Origin of the sequence: Nocardioides dongkuii (genome assembly GCF_014127485.1) — a bacterium.
Lineage (GTDB): Bacteria > Actinomycetota > Actinomycetes > Propionibacteriales > Nocardioidaceae > Nocardioides > Nocardioides dongkuii.
On record NZ_CP059903.1, the window covers coordinates 4,052,009 to 4,069,374 of the forward strand.

Annotated in this window: 16 protein-coding genes; 8 read left to right on the top strand and 8 right to left on the bottom strand. The window is 74.1% G+C overall.

Annotation, left to right across the window (positions count from 1 at the left end; genetic code table 11):
* The first annotated feature begins 11 nt into the window (after positions 1–11).
* From H4O22_RS19635 to H4O22_RS19645, 3 genes are read left to right on the top strand one after another with little or no spacing between them, the layout of a single operon-like run.
* Entirely contained in the window at positions 12–410 is a 399-nt protein-coding gene (locus tag H4O22_RS19635) for a phage holin family protein (RefSeq protein WP_182524973.1), read from the top strand.
* Entirely contained in the window at positions 407–907 is a 501-nt protein-coding gene (locus H4O22_RS19640; RefSeq protein WP_182524974.1) for a low molecular weight protein-tyrosine-phosphatase, read from the top strand. Before H4O22_RS19635 ends, H4O22_RS19640 begins: the two co-directional genes overlap by 4 nt.
* Entirely contained in the window at positions 904–1,770 is an 867-nt protein-coding gene (locus H4O22_RS19645; RefSeq protein WP_182524975.1) for a fructosamine kinase family protein, read from the top strand. The genes H4O22_RS19640 and H4O22_RS19645 overlap by 4 nt, the downstream gene beginning before the upstream one ends.
* On the opposite strand, the gene H4O22_RS19650 is transcribed toward H4O22_RS19645, so the two are convergent.
* Positions 1,761–1,928, bottom strand: coding sequence for a hypothetical protein (locus tag H4O22_RS19650; RefSeq protein WP_182524976.1), 168 nt, complete (start codon positions 1,926–1,928; stop codon positions 1,761–1,763). The genes H4O22_RS19645 and H4O22_RS19650 overlap by 10 nt on opposite strands.
* Before the next feature lie 19 nt (positions 1,929–1,947).
* The gene (locus H4O22_RS19655) at positions 1,948–4,596 is read right to left on the bottom strand and encodes a PQQ-dependent sugar dehydrogenase (RefSeq protein WP_182524977.1); all 2,649 of its coding nucleotides are present in this window, start codon (positions 4,594–4,596) and stop codon (positions 1,948–1,950) included.
* A gap of 124 nt (positions 4,597–4,720) precedes the next feature.
* On the opposite strand from H4O22_RS19655, the gene H4O22_RS19660 reads away from it, so the two are divergent.
* From H4O22_RS19660 to H4O22_RS19675, 4 genes are read left to right on the top strand one after another with little or no spacing between them, the layout of a single operon-like run.
* On the top strand, positions 4,721–5,419 hold the full coding sequence (locus H4O22_RS19660; protein WP_182524978.1) for a response regulator transcription factor: 699 nt from the start codon (positions 4,721–4,723) through the stop codon (positions 5,417–5,419).
* Positions 5,420–5,421: 2 nt separating this feature from the next.
* Positions 5,422–6,867, top strand: a complete 1,446-nt coding sequence (locus H4O22_RS19665) for a HAMP domain-containing sensor histidine kinase (RefSeq protein WP_182524979.1) — start codon at positions 5,422–5,424, stop codon at positions 6,865–6,867.
* Entirely contained in the window at positions 6,864–7,433 is a 570-nt protein-coding gene (locus H4O22_RS19670) for a DUF3558 domain-containing protein (RefSeq protein WP_182524980.1), read from the top strand. The genes H4O22_RS19665 and H4O22_RS19670 overlap by 4 nt, the downstream gene beginning before the upstream one ends.
* Positions 7,434–7,440: 7 nt before the next feature.
* Positions 7,441–8,292 carry an acyl-CoA thioesterase domain-containing protein gene (locus H4O22_RS19675; RefSeq protein ID WP_182524981.1) on the top strand — a complete coding sequence of 284 codons (852 nt, stop codon included), beginning with the start codon at positions 7,441–7,443 and terminating at the stop codon, positions 8,290–8,292.
* Positions 8,293–8,311: 19 nt separating this feature from the next.
* On the opposite strand, the gene zwf is transcribed toward H4O22_RS19675, so the two are convergent.
* Genes zwf through H4O22_RS19700 form a run of 5 tightly spaced genes read right to left on the bottom strand, consistent with a single transcriptional unit; the run spans position 8,312 to position 15,799 of the window.
* The gene (gene zwf / locus H4O22_RS19680) at positions 8,312–9,751 is read right to left on the bottom strand and encodes a glucose-6-phosphate dehydrogenase (protein ID WP_182527246.1); all 1,440 of its coding nucleotides are present in this window, start codon (positions 9,749–9,751) and stop codon (positions 8,312–8,314) included.
* A gap of 14 nt (positions 9,752–9,765) precedes the next feature.
* Positions 9,766–11,058: an anthranilate synthase component I family protein gene (locus H4O22_RS19685; RefSeq protein WP_182524982.1), complete on the bottom strand. Its 1,293-nt coding sequence runs from the start codon at positions 11,056–11,058 to the stop codon at positions 9,766–9,768.
* Positions 11,055–11,636 (bottom strand): anthranilate synthase component II, encoded by a 582-nt coding sequence (locus tag H4O22_RS19690; protein ID WP_182524983.1) that lies wholly within the window; start codon positions 11,634–11,636, stop codon positions 11,055–11,057. The genes H4O22_RS19685 and H4O22_RS19690 overlap by 4 nt, the downstream gene beginning before the upstream one ends.
* Positions 11,637–11,641: 5 nt before the next feature.
* Positions 11,642–13,564, bottom strand: a complete 1,923-nt coding sequence (locus H4O22_RS19695) for an anthranilate synthase family protein (protein WP_182524984.1) — start codon at positions 13,562–13,564, stop codon at positions 11,642–11,644.
* 42 nt (positions 13,565–13,606) lie between these two features.
* Positions 13,607–15,799: a HelD family protein gene (locus H4O22_RS19700; RefSeq protein ID WP_182524985.1), complete on the bottom strand. Its 2,193-nt coding sequence runs from the start codon at positions 15,797–15,799 to the stop codon at positions 13,607–13,609.
* Positions 15,800–15,944: 145 nt separating this feature from the next.
* Between H4O22_RS19700 and H4O22_RS19705 the strand changes: the two genes are divergently transcribed.
* Complete coding sequence (locus H4O22_RS19705; RefSeq protein WP_182524986.1) at positions 15,945–16,562, top strand: hypothetical protein; 618 nt, start codon at positions 15,945–15,947, stop codon at positions 16,560–16,562.
* 15 nt (positions 16,563–16,577) lie between these two features.
* Here H4O22_RS19705 and H4O22_RS19710 read toward each other — a convergent pair whose 3' ends face one another.
* Entirely contained in the window at positions 16,578–17,354 is a 777-nt protein-coding gene (locus H4O22_RS19710; protein WP_182524987.1) for an enoyl-CoA hydratase-related protein, read from the bottom strand.
* Positions 17,355–17,366: the final 12 nt, after the last annotated feature.

Here is a 17,366-nt window from a genome sequence, read left to right on the forward strand (position 1 = left end):
AGGATCGGCCCGTGCGCTTCGTCTCCTGGCTCCTCACCAACACCGTCGCCCTGGCCGTCGCCGCCTGGCTGATCGACGGGATCCGGTTCACCGGCCCGTCCTCCGGCCGCGCCGAGCTGGAGGAGAAGATCGTCCCGCTGCTGCTGGTGGCGCTGATCCTCGGCATCGTCACCTCGTTCGTGAAGCCGGTGCTGAAGGTGCTCTCCATCCCCTTCATCGTGCTCACGCTCGGGCTCTTCCTGCTGGTCATCAATGCCGCGATGCTGGGCCTGACCAGCTGGGTCGCCGAGCAGCTGGACATCGGCTTCCGGGTGACCGGCTTCTGGTCCGCGGTCGGCGGCGCGATCGTGATCACCCTGGTCACCTGGGTCGTCGACGGGGTCATCGACGACGACGGGCCCCGCCGGTGAGCGCCCCCGACCTGCCCGCGCCCCGCACGCCCGGCCGCTACTCGGTCGCGCTGGTCTGCCTGGGCAACATCTGCCGCTCCCCCATGGCCGACGTGGTGCTCTCCGAGCGCGTCGACGAGGCCGGGCTCTCCGGCCGGGTCACCGTGGCCAGCTGCGGCACCGGCGACTGGCACGTCGGTCACCCGATGGACGAGCGGGCCGCGGCCACGCTCACCGCCGCCGGGTACGACGCGTCGCGGCACCGCGCGCAGCAGTGGGCGCAGACCTGGCTCGAGGAGCACGACCTGGTCCTCGCCATGGACGAGAGCAACCTCGCCGACCTCGGCGGCCGCAGCGAGCGGGTGCGGCTGTTCCGCGACTTCGACCCGGTCGGGACCGGCGGGGAGGTTCCGGACCCGTACTACGGTGGGGACGACGGGTTCGAGGAGGTGCTGACCATGGTGGAGCGGACGTCGGCCGCGATCGTGGACGCCTTCCGGAGGCTCGAGGAGCCGTGACCCGGCAGCCGCTGGTGGCCCGGCGGGCCGAGGCGCTGCTCGGCTCGGCGGTCGTCGCGACGGCACCGGTGGCCGGCGGGGACGTCGCGACCGCCACCAAGCTGCGGCTCAGCGACGGCACCACCGCGCTGATCAAGACCCTGCCGCAGTCGCCCCCGGGGTTCTTCGAGTCCGAGGCCCGCGGGCTGCGCTGGCTCGCCGAGGCCCAGGCCGAGGGCGGGGTCGCCGTGCCCGAGGTGCTCGCGGTCGACGCCGAGTGCCTGATCATCCGCTGGGTGGAGCCGGGCCGCAACGGCGGCGACATGGCGGCGGCGTTCGGCCAGGCGCTCGCGGCCACGCACGCCGCCGGCGCACCGACGTACGGGTTCGACGAGGACGGCTTCATCGCCCGGCTGCCGCTGCCGAACCGGCCCGCGCCGTCCTGGGCGGAGTTCTACGCCGTCCGCCGGGTGCTGCCCTACCTCAAGCTGGCCCGCGACCGCGAGGCCGTCACCGAGCGCGAAGCCGCGACCGTGGAGTCGGTGGTCGGCCGGCTGAGCGGCCTGCTCCCCGACGAGCCCCCCGCGCGGCTGCACGGCGACCTGTGGAACGGCAACGTGCTGTGGGGCGCCGACGGCCGGGTCAGCGTCATCGACCCCGCGGCGTACGGCGGTCATCGCGAGGTCGACCTCGCGATGCTCTCGCTCTTCGGGCTGCCGCACCTGCCGCGCGTGCTCGAGGCGTACGACGAGGCGGCGCCGCTCGCCGACGGCTGGGAGGACCGGATCGCCCTGCACCAGCTCTTCCCGCTGCTGGTGCACGCCTGCCTCTTCGGCGGCGGGTACGGCGCCCGGGCCGCCGCCGCGGCGGCCCGCTACGCCTGAGGGCCGCCGTCCTCGTGGCTCGCGCAGTCGGGGTTGGTGCAGACCCGCTCGTCGACCGTGCCGTCGGGGTCCGGGCCGCGGAGCGGCGTCGAGGAGTCGTGGGCCTTCAGCCGGACCTCGGACCCGCAGACGTCGCAGGGCCTGTTGTCGAAGTACATGCTCCTCCTGTTCCCGGGCCTATGCCCGCCGGCGCCGCTGGTAGACGGCCTTGAGCACCAGGTCGCCGCGCACCGTGACCGTGTGGGCGCGCCCGCCCCGGTCCGACCAGCGCTTGAAGACCCAGACCTTGCCGCCGCGGCGTACCCGCTTCGGCGCCTGCACCCGCACCCGGTCGCCGTCCTCGACCTTCGTCGACCAGCCCGAGCGGCGGGCCTTGCCGTCCACCTCGACCTTCACCTTGAGCCGGCCCGGGACCGCCCGCACCGCCAGGCTCGAGCAGGCCGCGGCGCCGGCGGCGTACGTCGCGCAGTAGGTGGTGTCGGTCGCCGGCGCGATGGTCTGGTGCACCCGCTCGCCGCCGTCGGACCAGCGCCGGAACCGCCAGGTGCGGCCCTGGGCCGGCACGGTCTCGGGCACCGACATCGTGAGCGTCGAGCCGACGATGACGCGCTGGGTGAACCGGCCGGACTTCGAGACCGCGAGCACGCTGACCGGCGCGTCCACCGGCGTGGTGTCGAAGGTGAGGTCGACCGTCTTCGGCTGGAGCACGATGCTGCGCTCGGCCGTGAAGCCGAGGGAGTCGGTGGCCTGCACCCGGAGCACCAGCTTGGAGGGGTACTCGTGGTCGGGCGCGGTGAAGACGCCGGACGGCACGCCGGTGCGGGTCTCGATCGGGTGGCTGTGGCAGACCGACGGGCAGTGGCTGATCGCCAGCGACCAGGTGATCGCCGAGGCCGGCAGCGGGCCGTCCTGCACGTCGGTGGCGCTCGCCGAGAACGGGATCTCGTCGCCGACCGCCCACCTCAGGTCGGCGCCGGGCCGCACGTCCACCAGCTGCGGCGGGTCGTTGCCGACGTGGACCGTGCGCTCGGCGACGTCGGTGTTGCCGTTGCCGTCGTCGACCCGCACCCGCACCCGCACCGGGCCGGCCCGCGTGTAGGTGCGGTAGACCACGGGGGCGTCGCCGTCGTCGAAGGCGCCGTCGTCGTCGAGGTCCCAGCGGTAGGTGAGCTGGTCGGCGTCGGGGTCGCTGGAGCGGGACGCGTCAAAGGTGACCGAGAGCGGCACCTCGGAGCTGTACGGCGGGTTCGCGGTGAACGAGGCCACCGGCGGGCGGCCGTTGCCCTCGTGGGCGATCCGGTGGATCGCTCCCGCGCCCTCGACCGGGCCGCCGTCCTCGCCCAGCCCGTAGTCGACGTAGTAGAGGTCGCCCTCCGGCCCGGTGGTCAGGTCCACGGGCGACTCGGCGTCGCCGACCAGGCGCTGCATCTTGGTGCGGTCCGGCTGGCCGTTTGTCAGCGGCGCGACCCAGATGCAGCCGCGGGCGAAGTCGGCGAACGCCAGCGCGCCCTCGTACGGCGCCGGGTAGCCGCTCATGAACTGCACGCCGGAGACCGACGCGGTGCCGGTGGCGCAGCCGTCGCCCGTCACGACCTCGCCCGAGCGGGAGTACGCCAGGTGCGGGGCGACCGCTCGCTCGGCGGCCGGGGCGGTGCCGTCGTAGAGCGACTCGCACAGGGGCTTGTCGACCTCGTCCCACCCGGGCGTGCGGACGGAGGTGCCGGTGCGGCCTCCCTCGAAGCAGGGCCAGCCGAAGTTGCGCGGCGCGGCGGCCGGGTTGTCCGCGTCGGTGAGCCGGTTGACCTCGTCGAAGCCGCCCGCTCCGACGTCGCCCATCCAGACCTCGTCGGTGCCCGGGCGGAAGGTGAAGCGCCACGGGTTGCGCAGGCCGTACGCCGCGATCCGCTTCGCGTTGTCGTTGCTGCCGTCGGCCGCGAGCCCGGTCATCGGGTCGATCCGCAGCAGGGTGCCGTCGGTGCCGAGCGGGTCGCCGGTGGTGCGGAGGTCCTGGGAGCGCAGCGAGCCGCCGGCGCCGGCCGGGTCGCCGCAGGGGTTGCCGAACTGGCCGTAGTCGACGGTGTCGAAGCTCGCGCCCTCGCCCATCGTCACGTAGAGGAGCCCGTCGGGGCCGACCTGGACCGCGCCGGAGGCGTGGCTGGGGAACTGGAAGCAGCCGTCGGCGAGCAGCTGGGTCTCGCCGTTCTGCTTCAGGCGCCAGGCGCCGTCGACCTTCTCCGCGGCCAGCCGGCTGACCCGGGCCATCGCGATGCAGCCGACGGGGTTGCCGTCCTCGTAGTCCGCCGGCGTGGCGCAGTCGTCGTAGTAGGGGCTGCCGACGCCGCTGTACTTCGGCACCCGCGGCGGGTTGTCGCGCGGGTCGCGGTTGTAGGTGTAGGTGACGTAGACGTAGTCACGCCCCGCGCCGGTGCCGAACCGGGGGTCGACGGCGAGGCCCACCAGGCCGCGGTCCCAGTAGTTGTAGACGCTGACCTTGAGGTCGGCGAACGGGGCGGGAGTGCCGGCGAACCCGTCGCCCGCGCGGGCGAAGGTGCTGATCTCCCCGGCCTTGGTGCCCACGAAGGCGGTGCCGTCGGGCGCGAAGTCCACGACGGTGGGCTCGTTCAGCCCGGTGATGACCTCGCGGTCCTGGAAGCCGGCCGGCAGCTGCGGCGCGCGCGCCTGGTCCCGCTGGCCGTGGTCGTGGCCCTCGTGCGCGCGGGCCGGGCCGGGCCAGGCCGGCAGCACCAGCGCCACCGAGAGCAGCAGCGCCAGCGCGAGACGCGCCGGACGGGTGGACGCGGTGACGACGGACACGACGACGGACATGGTGGAACCCCCCTGGTGGACGCCCTCCCCACGGGGCGCCCCGCCGGAGCGTACCCCTGCTCTCAGACATGGCTCAGGCTCGAATGGCACAGTGGAGCGGTCCGACCAGAGGAGGAGCCGCCGCATGACGACCACGCCGAAGCCGCGTGTCCTCGTCGTCGACGACGACAAGGCCGTGCGCGAGTCGCTGCGCCGGTCGCTGGAGTTCAACGGCTACGAGGTGCACCTCGCCGGCGACGGCGCGGAGGCGCTGGCCGGGATCGCGACGGTCGCGCCGGACGTCGTGGTGATGGACGTGATGATGCCGCGGCTGGACGGGATCGAGACGACCCGCGCGCTGCGGTCGGCGGGCAACGACGTGCCGATCCTGGTGCTGACCGCCCGGGACGCGGTGAGCGACCGGGTCGACGGGCTCGACGCCGGCGCCGACGACTACCTCACCAAGCCCTTCGCGCTGGCCGAGCTGCTGGCCCGGCTCCGTGCGCTGCTGCGCCGGGTGGTGCCCGACGAGGACGCGCCCGACGAGGTCCTGACCTTCTCCGACCTCAGCATGGACGTCGCCACCCGCGAGGTGCGTCGGGGCGGCCGCCTCATCGAGCTGACCCGCACCGAGTTCACCCTGCTCGAGATGTTCCTGCGGCGGCCACGGCGGGTGCTGGAGCGCAGCTTCATCCTCGAGGAGGTCTGGGGCTTCGACTTCCCGACGACCGCCAACTCCCTCGAGGTGTACGTCGGCTACCTGCGGCGCAAGACCGAGGCCGAGGGCGAGCCGCGACTGATCCACACGGTGCGTGGCGTCGGCTACGTGCTGAAGGAATCGTGACGGTGGACCCCCGGCCCGTCGACCGACCCGGCGACGGGCCCGTCGACCGGCGCTGGCGCTACCGCCGCTCGCTGGCCAGCCGGGTCACCCTGCTCACCACGCTGGCCGTCGGCATCTCGGTCGCCTTCGTGGCGCTCGGCGCGTACGTCACCGTCCGGATGCAGATGCAGTCCAGCCTCGACGAGTCGCTCATGTCGCGGGCCACGCAGGCCGCCCAGGCGCCGGCGATCACCGACCAGGAGACCGGCAGCGAGATCCCGGCGTTCCGGCTCGTGGCCACCGACGTCCGGATCGGGATGATGTACGCCGACGGCAAGTACGTCTGGTACGACCGGATCGGCGACCCGCCCCGTCTGGGCAAGGCCGAGGTCGAGGTCGCCCGCGACGAGGCGGGGTCGAGCATCCGCACGGTGCGGGTGGACGGCAGCAGCTACCGGGTAGTGGCGGTCCCCTACCGTGAGGGCGAGGCGCTGCTCGTCGCGCAGTCACTCGAGGGCCAGCAGCAGGTGCTGTCCAAGCTGGGCATCGTGATGCTGCTCTTCGGGGTCGCCGGCGTGATCGCGGCGGGCGCCGCCGGGTGGGGCGTCGCGGCCAACGGGCTGCGTCCGGTGCGGCGGCTGACCACCGAGGTCGAGCACATCGCCCGCACCGAGGACCTGCGGCCGCTGCCCGTCGAGGGGCACGACGAGATCGCCCGGCTGGCGACGGCGTTCAACCAGACGCTGGCGGCGCTCGCGGCCTCGCGGGACCGGCAGCGCCGGCTCGTGGCCGACGCCGGTCACGAGCTGCGCACCCCGCTGACCTCCCTGCGCACCAACCTCGACCTGCTCGCCCAGTCCGACGCGGCGTCGACGGCGTCCGCGCTGCCCGCCGCCGCCCGGGCCGAGCTGCTCGACGACGTCCGCGCCCAGATCGAGGAGATGACCACGCTGATCGGTGACCTGGTGGAGCTCGCCCGCGACGAGCCGCTCACCCACGTGATCGCCACCGTCGACCTCGTCGAGGTGCTCGACAACGCGGTCGCCCGGGTACGCCGCCGCGCGCCCGGCGTCAGCGTCGAGGTCTGGGCCCAGCCCTGGTTCGTCGTCGGCGAGCAGGGCGCGCTGGAGCGGGCGATCACCAACCTGCTCGACAACGCCGCGAAGTGGAGCCCCGAGGGCGGCACCATCCGGGTGACGCTGGTGGACGGGGAGCTCACCGTCGACGACGAGGGACCCGGGATCGCCGAGGCCGACCTGCCGCACGTCTTCGAGCGGTTCTGGCGCTCCGAGGAGTCCCGGTCGATGCCGGGCTCGGGCCTGGGGCTCTCGATCGTCCAGCAGGTCGCCTCCCGGCACTCCGGCGACGTCGAGGCCGGCCGCGCACCCACCGGCGGCGCCCGCCTGGTGATGCGGCTGCCGGGTGCGCCCACCCCGCCGCCGGACGCGCCCGGCGAGGCGACCCCGTGAGGCGGCTGGCCGCGGTGCCCGCCGCGCTCGTCCTGCTGCTCGCCGGGTGCGGCGGCGGGTCGGACCCCGCCCCGTCCGCGGACCCGTCGCCCTCCGCGGAGTCGTCCGACCCGTCCGCGTCCGCGGCTCCCGCGTGGAACCCGTGCGACGGCCTGCGCGTCGCCAGGATCGAGGCGGCGCTGGGCGAGCGGCTGCGCAAGGACAGCGGGACCCCCGACGCCCCGCGGTGCGCGCTGGTGCCCCGCACCGAGGGCGGCGCCGTCCTGGACGCCAACTACCTGGTGTTCCCCGAGGGCCTGGACGCCGCGTGGGAGCAGATGGGCGCGCCCGACGACGGCAGCGCCACGGAGCCCGACGTACCCGGGGCCGACGACGCGCGCCTGGTCGCCGGCACCTCCGAGGACGGCGCGCTCACGGTCACCGGGTTCGTGCAGAACGGCGCGGTGGTGCAGGTCGTGAACGCCGTCGACCCCGCGCCGTACGACCGGCGGGCGGTGCTGGCCGCCGTCCGGGAGTCCATGGCGCAGCTCTCCGCGTACGCCGGGCGCGGCGGGGCACCATCATGAGCACATCATGAACGCCATCGACCTCTCGTTCTTCCGCCGCAGCGGCGACGCCCTCGTCCCCACCGACATGGCCCGGAGCATGTGGGACGACGACCAGATGCACGGCGTCGCGGTGAGCGGGGCGCTCGCGCGGGCCGCCGAGCGGTGCCTTGCCGAGCGCGGGCGCGAGGACCTGCGTCCCGCCCGCTACACCGTGGACCTGTTCCGGGCGGCCCGGATGACCGAGTCCCTCGTCGCGGCCGAGGTGGTCCGCGAGGGCCCGCGGATCCTCCTGGTCGACGTGGTGCTCACCCAGGGCGGGACCCGCGTGGCCCGGGCCGGGGTGGTCTTCCTCAAGCCGTCGGAGTCGACGGCGGGCACGGTCTGGTCGCCGCCGGCGGCCGAGCGGCCGGTGCCGCCGCCGCTGGACGTCGCCCCGCCCACCCGGGAGCCGCACGTGCCGTTCATCCACAGCTCGGCCGGCTGGTCGCAGTCCTTCGGGGCGCACCAGAACGCCGCGCGCAAGCAGTCCTGGAACACCGCCATCCCGGTGGTCGCGGGCGAGCCGGGCACGCCGTTCCAGGCGGTCGCCGCCATCGCCGACGGCGCCAGCCTGGTCACCAACTGGGGCGACCGCGGCGTCGAGCACATCAACACCGACATCACCCTCGCGCTCTCCCGCCTGCCGGTCGACCTCTCGGTCGGGCTGGCGGCGGTGGACCGCGTCGAGCACGACGGCATCGCGGTCGGCACCGCCGCCGTCCTCGACCGCGAGGGCCCGATCGGCACCGTCGTGGTCACCTCGCTGGCGAACGCGAAGCGGTCGGTCGACATCGGCGGGGTCGAGTACGCCGACGACGGGAGCCGCACCCGGGGCTGAGGGCTCCCCGGTCAGCCGGTCAGCGCTGCTTGGCGTCCCGCCAGGACCGCTCGAACGGCAGCCGCCACGCGTGCGGGGCGATCAGCTGGTGGATGGCGTTGGGCCCCCAGGTGCCCGGCGCGTACGGGCGCACCGGGGTGGGGTGCTCGATCAGCGAGGTCGACTTCTCCCACAGCGTCTCGATGCCGTCCGCGGTGGTGAACAGCGTGTGGTCGCCGCGCATCGCGTCGTGGATGAGCCGCTCGTACGCCGCCAGCACCGAGGTCGAGGACGAGGTCTCGTGGGTGGCGAACTGCATGGAGAGCTTCTCGAGCTTCATCCCGGGCCCGGGCCGCTTGCCGTAGAACGACAGCGACATCCGGGACTGGTCGGCCAGGTCGAAGGTGAGGTGGTCGGGGCCCTGGGTGCCGGCGTTCGAGCCCGCGGGGAACATCGACAGCGGCGGCTCCTTGAACGCGATCGAGATGATCCGGGCGCTCTCGGCCAGCTTCTTGCCGGTGCGCAGGTAGATCGGCACGCCGGCCCAGCGCCAGTTGTCGATCTCCACCCGGAGCGCCACGAAGGTCTCGGTGTCGGAGTCGTCGGCGACCTCCTCCTTGCCGCGGTAGCCCTGGTACTGGCCGCGGACGACGTGGTGCGGCTCGATCGGCTTCATCGAGCGGAACACCTTGAGCTTCTCGTCGCTGATCGGGCCCGGCTCCAGCGAGGTCGGCGGCTCCATCGCCATGAACGCCAGCACCTGCATCAGGTGGGTGACGACCATGTCGCGGTAGGCGCCGGTCGACTCGTAGAACTTGGTGCGCCCCTCGAGGCCGAGCGTCTCCGGGACGTCGATCTGCACGTGGTCGATGAAGTTGCGGTTCCAGATCGGCTCGAAGAGGCCGTTGGCGAACCGGAACGCGAGGATGTTCTGCGCCGCCTCCTTGCCGAGGAAGTGGTCGATGCGGAAGATCTGCTGCTCGTCGAAGACCTCGTGCAGCCGGGCGTTGAGCCCGACCGCGGACTCCAGGTCGGTGCCGAACGGCTTCTCCATCACGATCCGGGAGCGCTCGACCAGCCCCGCCTTGTCCAGCTCGTGCACCACGTCGAGGGCGGCCTTGGGCGGCACGCTGAGGTAGTGCAGCCGGCGCTTGTCCTCCTCGGCGCCGGGGAGGGTGTCCTCGGCGCGCGCGACCTCGTCGGCCAGCGCCTGCGGGCCGGCGGTCTGCGGGACGTAGCTCAGCAGGTGGCCGAACGGCGCCCAGCGCACGTCGTCGATGGTGCCCTCGCCGAACTCCTCGCAGGCGGCGCGCGCGAACTGCTCGAAGTGCGCGTCGTCGGAGTCCTCCAGCGAGGTGCCGATGATCCGGGTGTCCGCGAGCAGGCCGGCCTCGAAGAGGTGCAGGAGGCCCGGCAGCAGCTTGCGCCGGGACAGGTCGCCGGTCGCCCCGAAGAGCACGATGACGTGGGGCTTGTGCATGGCCTCGACGGTAGTCACGCGGTGTTTCCTCCCGGTGTCGCGAACACGGACAGCAGCCGCTCCGCCTTCCAGCGCGACTCGGCGTGCTCGGAGGCGGGGTCGGAGTGGACGGTGACGCCTCCGCCGGTACCCAGGTGCCAGCGGCCGTCACCGGTCGTCATCAGGCTACGGATCACCACCCCGAGGTCGGCCCGCCCGTCGGCCGAGATCCAGCCGAACGCCCCGGCGTACGCCCCCCGCGGGGTGTCCTCGACCTCCCGGACGATCTCCATCGTCCGCAGCTTCGGCGCGCCGGTCATCGAGCCCGCCGGGAACAGCGCCCGCACCGCGCCGACGGTGGTGACGTCGGGGCGCAGCCGCCCGCGGACCGTGGACACCAGCTGGTGGACGGTCTCGTAGGACTCGACCGCCATCAGCTCCGGCACCTCGACGCTGCCGACCTCGCAGACCATCGAGAGGTCGTTGCGGAGCAGGTCGACGATCATCAGGTTCTCGCTGCGGAACCGCGGCTCCGCCGCCAGCGCCCGCCGGTGCTCCTCGTCCTCCTCCGGCGTGCGGCCGCGCAGCGTGGTCCCCTTGATCGGCTTGGTCTCGATGCTGCGGTCCGCCCCGACCACGGCGTACCGCTCCGGGCTCGAGCTCAGCAGCCACGCCTCCGCCCCCGGCACGTCGTGCTGCAGGAACCCGGCGTACGGCGCGGGGTTGAGCGCGCGCAGCCGCAGGTACGCCGTCACCGGGTCGAGGTCGCTGGCCACCTCGGTGCGGTAGGTCAGGTTCACCTCGTAGCTGTTGCCCGCGTGCAGGTGCTCCTGGACGCGCGCGAAGGCGGCGGCGTAGGGGGCGGGGGGGTGGTCGGTTTCCCCGGTGATCCGGGGAAACCTGACGTTCTCAGGCAGAACTCCCCCTGAGAACGTCCGGTTCTCCCTGAGAACATCGTGCTCGAAGAGCCGGACGTGGCTCGGCCGCATCCAGACGGCGTCCGGCACGGTGTCGGAGGGGTACGCCGGGAGGTCGGCGCGGGCGGCGTACCCGAGGTAGCCGAACCACTGGTCGGTCCGGGACCCTGCGGCCAGCTCCGCCTCGAGCACGGCGAACGGGTCGTCGCCGACCACCTCGGCGCGGCCGCCGCGGTGCCGGACCACCTCCCCGGTGGCCGCGGAGTAGCTGAGCGAGACGTCGTCGGGGTCGAGCCAGCCGAGCAGCGAGCGCCGTCCGGACCAGGCGCGGGCGCCGCCGCCGTCGAGCCAGAAGCAGCGCGGGTGGGCGGTGGCGACCTCCACGAACGCCGCGACGGGATCGCCGGTCACGCCAGGCCCAGGAAGTTCGCGACCAGCCGGGCGCCGTGCTCGGAGAGCACCGACTCGGGGTGGAACTGGACGCCGACGAGCGGGAGGTCGCGGTGGGCGACCGCCATCGCCAGGCCGGAGCCCGCGTCGTGGGCGGTGGTGCGCAGGCAGTCGGGGACCTCGACGGCGGCCAACGAGTGGTAGCGGACCGCGGCGAACGACGGCGGCACCCCGGCGAACACGCCGGTGCCGTCGTGCTCGACGGTCGCCAGGACGCCGTGGCCCGGCGGCACCCGCTCGACCCGCCCGCCGTACGCCGCGACCAGGCCCTGCATGCCCAGGCAGACGCCGAGCACCGGGCGGGTGCCGGCGAACAGCACGTCGCGGCCGACGCCGAAGTCCGCGGGCGTGCCGGGGTGGCCCGGACCGGGCGACAGCACCACGTGGGAGTGGGCCAGGACGTCGTCGGCGTCGACCTCGTCGTGCAGCACCACGCGCGGCAGCACCCCGGTGACCGAGGCGACCAGGTGGACCAGGTTCCAGGTGTAGGAGTCGTGGTGGTCGACCACCACGACGTCGGGCGCCCCGGGCCTGGCCATCCGCGTCAGGTGCCGGGACGCAGCAGCAGGTCGCCGACCAGCTCGTGCAGCAGGTCGTAGCCGTGCTGGGTCAGGATCGACTCCGCGTGGAACTGGATGCCGCGGAAGTGCGGGCCCCGCACCAGGTGGATGTCGCCGGTCTCCGGGTCGGTCTCGACCGAGACGCCGTCGGGCAGCGCCGCGTCGCCCTGCCGGCCCACGAAGGTGTTGTAGAACCCGACCCGCTCGGTGCGCCCGCCGATCGGCACCGCCGACTGGGTGCCCTGGAAGACGATGTCCTTGTACGTGAGCGGCAGGTCCAGGTGGTGGCACAGCGCCTGGTGGCCCAGGCAGACCGCGAGGAACGGCTGCTCCGCCGCCATCAGCTCGGCGACCGCCGCACGCAGCTGCGCCATCTTCGGGTCCGAGCCGTCGCGCGGGTCGCCGGGTCCCGGGCCGACGATCACCAGGTCGTGGCCGTCGAGCGCGCCTGCGGCGTACTCCTCGTGCCGCACGACGGTGCTGGTCATGCCGAGCACGCCGAGGACGTGGCGCAGCATGTTCACGAAGTCGTCCTCGCCGTCGAGGATCACCACGCTCCGGCCGGCCAGCCGCGGGTCGGGCCGGGCGCCGCCCTGGTCGGTGAGCCAGAACGTCGAGAGCCGGCGGTTGCGGGCGTTGAGCGCGAGCAGCACGTCCTCGTCGTTGACCAGCTCGGCCACGTTGACGCTCGGCACCGGCGCCGGCGGGACCAGCCCGAACGCGCTGAGGATCCCGCCCGCCTTCGCGTGCGTCTCGGCGACCTCGTACGCCGGGTCGGAGTCGCGCACCAGGGTGGCCCCGGCGGTGACCGTGAGCCGGCCGTCGGGCGAGACGTCGGCGGTGCGGATCACGATCGGGCTGTCGACGACCGGCCCGCCCTCCTCGTCGCGGCCGAGGATCGCCAGCGCCGCCCCGTAGTAGCCGCGGCCGGAGGTCTCGTACTTCTTGATCAGCCGGCAGGCGTTCTCGACCGGCGAGCCGGTGACGGTGGCGGCGTACATCGTGTCGCGCAGCACCTCGCGGGGGTCGCGGTCGGTGCGGCCGGCCAGCAGGTACTCGGTGTGCACGAGGCGACTCATCGGCTTCAGGAACGGGCCGAGCACCTGGCCGCCCTGGTCGCAGATGTCGCACATCATCTTCAGCTCCTCGTCGACGACCATGAAGAGCTCGTAGATCTCCTTCTCGTCGTGGAGGAAGTCGAGGAGCTGCCGCTTCAGCGGCACCTCGCCGTCGTCGGAGACGGGCAGCCGGAAGGTGCCGCTGATCGGGTTCATCCGGACGTCGCCGCCGTGGATGGAGACGTGCCGCTCGGGGCTGGCGCCGATCAGGTAGCGGTCGCCGGTGAAGAAGACGTAGGTCCAGTACGCGCCGCGCTCGCGCTCGAGCAGCCGCCGGAAGACGGTCAGCGCCTTGCCGGCGTCCCAGTCGGCGACGGTGGCGCGGTAGTGGCGGCCGACGACCAGGTTGGCGCCCTCGCCCTGCCCGATCTCGTCGCTGATGATCGACCCGACGAGCTTCGCGTAGGACTCGTCGTCGGTCTCGAACCCGCCGCGGTCGGCCATCTCGACGCCGGTGTCGTCGATCGCGTCCAGCACCTCGGCGACCGAGAACTCCAGCTCGGTCTCGACGTCGACCACGACCAGCGGGGTGCCGTCGTCGTGCGCCTCGAACCCGCGCTCGGCGACCTGGCGGAACGGGATCGCCAGCAGCCGGTCGGCGATGTGTCCGTCGGCCGGCACGCCGTCCTCGAGGGGTACGTCGAGGATCGAGGCCACCTCGGTGCGCCGCCCGCCGACCAGCCCGACCGTGTCGCGGTCGCCCGCCCGGGTGGAGCGCCGGATGATCGCCCAGGCCTCGTGCCCCTGGAGTGCCTCGATGGCGGCCCGGGCGTCTGGCGTGGCGGTCATGGCCGAACTCTAGTTGCGGCGGCGGGGGTCAGGAGACCGTGCTCAGGAGATCGTGGTGAGCAGCTGGGTCGCGCGGGTCAGCACGACGTACAGCGTCGATCGGCCGGTGGCCGACTCCTCCTCGATCTCCTGCGGCCTCACGACCACGATGCCGTCGAACTCCAGCCCCTTGGTGTCCAGGCCGGTGAGCACGACCACCCGGTCCTCGCCCGACGGCGTGACCGAGGAGTCGACGGCCGCGCGGGCGCCGGCGGCGTCGCCGGCGCGCTCGGGCCACGACGCCAGCCACGCGTTGACCTCCGAGCGGCGCGCCACCGGGACCACGACCCCGACCGTGCCGGCGACCGCGTCGGCGAGCTCGGCCACCGCCTCGCGCGTGGCGGCCTCGAGGTCGGCGACGCCCTCGACGACCTTCGGCGGCACGCCGGTGGAGCGGACGGCGGTCGGGAGGTCGGCGTCCAGGCCGACCCGCTCGGCGTACGCCGCGGCGTGCTCGTAGATCTCCGAGGAGTTGCGGTAGTTGGTCGAGAGGTGGAACTCGTGGAGCGCCTTGCCCTCCAGCGCCTCGGCGCGGGCGGCCGCGGACTCCTCGGGCACCGGCCACGACGACTGCGCGGGGTCGCCGACGATCGTCCAGGACGCGGTGCGGCCGCGGCGGCCGACCATCCGCCACTGCATCGGCGTGAGGTCCTGGGCCTCGTCGACGAGCACGTGCGCGAAGCCGTCGTCCTCGATGCTGTGCGTGGGCGGCGCCCAGGCGCGGCCGGTCGGCGCGTACTCGCGGTCGGCGGCGGTGAACAGCTCCTGCAGGTCGACGCCGCCCTCGATCGCGGTCAGCGGGTCGTCGCGCTCGTCGGCGGTGCGCGCCGGGACGTCGCCCAGCGCGTAGCGCAGCTCGTCGAGCAGCGGCACGTCCTCGATCGACAGGTCGCCGCCGGGGCTCCACGACTTCAGCAGCAGCCGCTGCTCCTCCGCGGAGACCACGCCCTCGCCCACCCGGGCGAGCAGCTCGGGGTCGCGCAGCCAGCCGAGCACGGTCCGCGCGTCGAGCGGCGGCCACCAGGACGCGGCGAAGTCGAGGAAGTCGTCGTTGCCGAGCATCTCCTCGTCGAACGCCTCGCGCCCGCGCTCGCGGCCGCGCTCACCGCGCACCTGGCGCCACATCTGGTCCAGCAGCGCCTGCGGGACCCGGGGCAGCTGCCGGTTCCGGAGGCCCTGGGACATCAGGTTGCGGCGCACCCGGCCCAGCGCGCCGCGGTCCAGCACGACCGTGTCGTCGCGGTAGAAGACGCGGAACTCCCGCGGCGAGCCGGGCGCCTGCTGCCGGGCGGTACGGCGGACCAGCTCGGCCATCCGCGCCGAGCCCTTGACGTCGGCGACCGCGGGCTCGTCGTGGCGGACGGCGCGGACGCCGTCGACGACCTCGCCGAGCGAGCGCAGCGCCACCGCGGTCTCGCCGAGGCTGGGCAGCACCCGCTCGATGTAGCGCATGAAGACGCCGGAGGGGCCGACGACCAGCACGCCGCCGGTCTCGTAGCGGCGCCGGTCGTTGTAGAGCAGGAACGCCGCGCGGTGCAGCGCGACGACCGTCTTGCCGGTGCCGGGGCCTCCGGAGATCGCCACGACGCCCTTGCCGGGGGCGCGGATCGCCCGGTCCTGCTCGGCCTGGATGGTCGCGACGATCGAGTGCATGGAGCGGTCGCGGGCCCGGGAGAGCTGCGCCATCAGCGCGCCCTCGCCGACGATCGGCAGGTCCAGCCCGGACTCCTCCAGCGCCTCCGCGTCGAGGAGCTCGTCCTCGACCCCGACGACCTGGGGGCCGGTGCAGCGCAGCACGCGGCGGCGGACGACCTGGTGCGGCTCGGCGGCCGTGGCCTGGTAGAACACCGCGGCGGCGGGCGCGCGCCAGTCGATGAGCAGCGAGTCGCGGTCGGCGTCGCGCAGGCCGATCCGGCCGACGTACCGCGGCTTCGGGTCGAGCTCGGGGCGCATGTCCAGGCGCCCGAAGACCAGCCCCTCGTGGGCGGCGTCGAGCTGCGCGATCCGCTTCGCGGCCTGGAAGACCATCGCGTCGCGCTCGACGAGGCCGCCCTCGTGGCCCAGCCGGCCGCGCTCGTGCCCCTCGCGGGCGAGCTGCTGGGCGGCCTTCGCGGAGTCGGCCAGCTGCAGGTAGACCCGGTCGACGAACTCCTGCTCGCGCGCGACCTCACGGGCCTCGGTCGTCTCCTCCGTCAACGCTGCGCTTCCCCTCGGGACCGGTCTCGTGCACGCGCCCCGAACGGGGCACGGCAAGTGCACAACTCTATCCGCGCCCGATCCATGCCCGGGACGGGTTTCCGGTTCCGGTCCGCGCGGGCGTCGACGGTGTCATCCTCGGTCGGTGATCCTCCGTCGTGCCCTCGCCGTCGCCCTGGCCGCCGCCGTCCTGCCCGCCGTTGCCGCGGCACCCGCCGAGGCCGCCCGGTGGACCCACCGCGACGCGGTGGGCGACGTGCAGACGCAGCGCTACGCCGACGGCGACCTGACCACGTCGGCGGACCCGCGGAACGCCGCCACCGACCTGAGCCGCGTCACCGTCAAGCACACCCGCGCCGCCGTCGTCGTGACGATGCGGGTGCGCGACCTGTCCGCGCCGGTGCGCCGGGCGGGCGAGATCGCGCTGGAGACCGACGGAGAGCGGCGGTTCACCGTCTCCTTCGGTCTGGCCCGGCGGGGTGAGCGGGTGCGGGCCCGGGCCTTCGACGTCGAGGAGCGGCTCTCCGACCGGCAGGGGTGCCGGGCGGCCGGGTCCGTGGACCGCGCGGCCGGGCGGCTGCGCGTGCGGGTGCCGCGGACCTGTCTGGACCGTCCCGACTGGGTGCGGGCCGGCATCGGCCTCGCGAGCACGATCGAGGATCGCGACGCCCCCGAGGAGTTCACCTACTCGATGGACGACGCCATCGGCACGAACGCCCTCACCCGTCCCGGGCGGCTGAGCCCGCGCATCGCGCGCGGCTGACCCGGCGGGGGTCCGCTACCTCCCCCGCGAGAGGAAGGCGCCCATCGCCTCCTGGGCCTCCTCGGAGCCGAAGAGCCGCGCGGACAGCGCGGCGACCTCGGGTCCCCGGGCATCGAGGTGCTCGAGGAGGTCACGGTTGAGCAGCGCCTTGGTCTCCCGCAGGCCCTGGGCGGCGCCGGAGGCCAGCGACGCGCAGACCCGCGCGACCTCGGCGTCGAGGTCGGCCGCGGGCACCGCGGTGGTGACCAGTCCGTGCTCGACCGCCTGCCGGCCGGTGAACATGTCGCCGGACAGGCACGCCAGCGCGGCGGCCCGCGAGGTCATCCGCGGCAGCACGGTGAGCGAGATCGCCGCGGGCGCGAGGCCGAGCTTCACCTCGGTCAGCGCGAACGTCGCGTCCTCGGCGGCCACCACGACGTCCGCCGCGGCGACGATCCCGATGCCGCCCGCGCGCACGGCGCCGAGCAGCCGGACGACGACCGGCTTGCCGAGCGCCAGCACCTGACGCTGCAGCGCGACGATGGTCAGGGCGCCCTCCTCCATGCTGCCGACGGCGGCCTCGGACAGGTCGGCGCCCGAGCTGAACACCCGGCCCGCGCCGCGCAGGACGACGACCTTCGCCGCCGGGTCGGCCTCCGCGCGCTCCAGCGCGGCGGACAGCTCGCTCACCAGCTGCCGGGACAGCGCGTTGCGGTTGCGGGGGGAGTCCAGCGTGATCGTCGCGACGTCGTCGGCGACGGCGTACCGGACGAGCTCGAGGGGGCTGCCGGTGCTGGCAGGGGCGTCGGTCATGGCCGCATCCTG